This is a genomic window from Intrasporangium chromatireducens Q5-1 (assembly GCF_000576575.1).
Classification (GTDB): Bacteria; Actinomycetota; Actinomycetes; order Actinomycetales; family Dermatophilaceae; genus Intrasporangium_A; species Intrasporangium_A chromatireducens.
On sequence record NZ_AWQS01000441.1, the window covers coordinates 1 to 1754 of the forward strand.

The window sequence follows — 1754 nt, forward strand, 5'->3', positions numbered from 1 at the left end:
CGACAGCGCCGTCTGGGACGCGCTGACCCACACCACCCTGGACGGCATCCGGGTGCCGCCGCTCGGCACACCAGCACTGGTGGACGGGCTGCCGCCGACTGGCGCCCCGGGTGAGGCGCCGTTCACGCGGGGTCGCAGCGGCGAGCGCCCGGAGGACGGCTGGGACGTCCGGTCGCATGTCGGCGGCGTCGACCCGAAGCGCGCCAACGAGGAGGCCCTGCTCGACCTCGCCGGTGGCGTCACCTCGCTCTGGCTCGAGCTCGGCGGCCCCCTCTCCCCCGGTGACCTGCCGACGCTGCTGAGTGACGTGCTCCTCGACGGCGCGCCCGTCGTCCTGGAGGGCGAGGACCCGCTGGCCGCCGGGCGGGCGCTCGTCGCCGCCGCGGACGAGCAGCAGGTGCGGCTGCACCCCGACAGCAACCTCGGCCTCGACCCGATCGGTGCGGCGGTCCGGGCCGGCGCCCACCCGGCCTCGGCCGGACAGTTCGCGGACGTCGTCGGGGTGGCGGAGGCGGCGGGCGTCCGGGCCGTCGTCGTCGACGGCACCGTCGTGCACGACCTCGGTGCCTCGGACGGGCAGGAGCTGGGCTATTCGCTCGCGGTGGGCGCCGCCTACCTGCGGGAGCTGACGGCGGCGGGCCGCTCCGTCGACGACGCTCTCGCGCTCATCGAGTTCCGTTATGCCGCAACGGATGAGCAGTTCCCGACGATCGCGAAGTTCCGTGCGGCACGACGCCTCTGGTCGCGCGTCGCCGAGCTCTCCGGCGCCTCCCCCGACGCGGGCGGCCAGCGCCAGCACGCCGTGACGAGCCGGCCGATGATGAGCGCCCACGACCCCTACGTCAACATGCTGCGCACCACGGTCGCTGCCTTCGCCGCCGGCGTCGGTGGCGCGGACGCCGTCACGGTGCTCCCCTTCGACAGCCCGCTCGGCCTGCCGAGCACCCTGGGGCGCCGCAACGCGCGCAACACCTCCTCGCTGCTCATCGCCGAGTCGCACGTGGCCGCCGTCACCGATCCCGCCGGAGGGTCGTATGCCGCTGAGCTGCTCACCGACGAGCTGTGCCGCGCCGCGTGGGCCGAGTTCCAGCGGATCGAGGGATCGGGCGGCATCGAGGCGGCCCTGACCGACGGGTCGCTCCGGTCCCGGATCGACGAGGTCGCCGCCCGTCGCGCCGACCAGGTGGCCCACCGCACCCGGCCCATCACCGGGCTGACGGAGTTCCCCAACCTCGAGGAGCAACCGCTCGAGCGCGAGCCCGACCCGCTGGCGCGCGAGGTGCACCGGTACGGCGCCGCGTTCGAGGCACTGCGCGCCGAGCCTGCCTCGCAGCCGGTCTTCCTCGCGACCCTCGGGCCGGTGTCGGCCCACACCGCGCGGGCGACGTTCGCGGCGAACTTGCTTGCGGCGGGCGGGATTCCGGTCATGACGGCCGGACACACCGAGGACGTCCCGTCACTGCTCAAGGCGTACGAGGCGCAGGACAAGCCGCGGGTCGTCTGCCTCTGCGGCACCGACGCCGCCTATCTCGAGTGGGGCGCGGACGCGATTGCCGCGCTGCGCGGTGACGGCGCGACGTGGGTCATCCTCGCCGGCAAGCCGGGCGACCGCACGGTGGACGCGTCGCTCGTCGACGACTCGGCCGCGATGGGCCTCGATGCACTGACCTTCCTGACGACCACGAGGGAGAAGCTGGCATGAGCGCCGACCGGAGTGAGGAAACGAGCGAGGAACGAGCGAGGCCCGGAGCGAT

1 protein-coding gene is annotated in these 1754 nt (G+C 74.3%); it reads left to right on the forward strand.

Annotated features, from left to right (window positions below; genetic code table 11):
• On the forward strand, nucleotides 1–1702 hold a 1702-nt coding region (locus N864_RS22045), incomplete at its 5' end, for a methylmalonyl-CoA mutase family protein (RefSeq protein WP_034722581.1).
• Nucleotides 1703–1754: the final 52 nt, after the last annotated feature.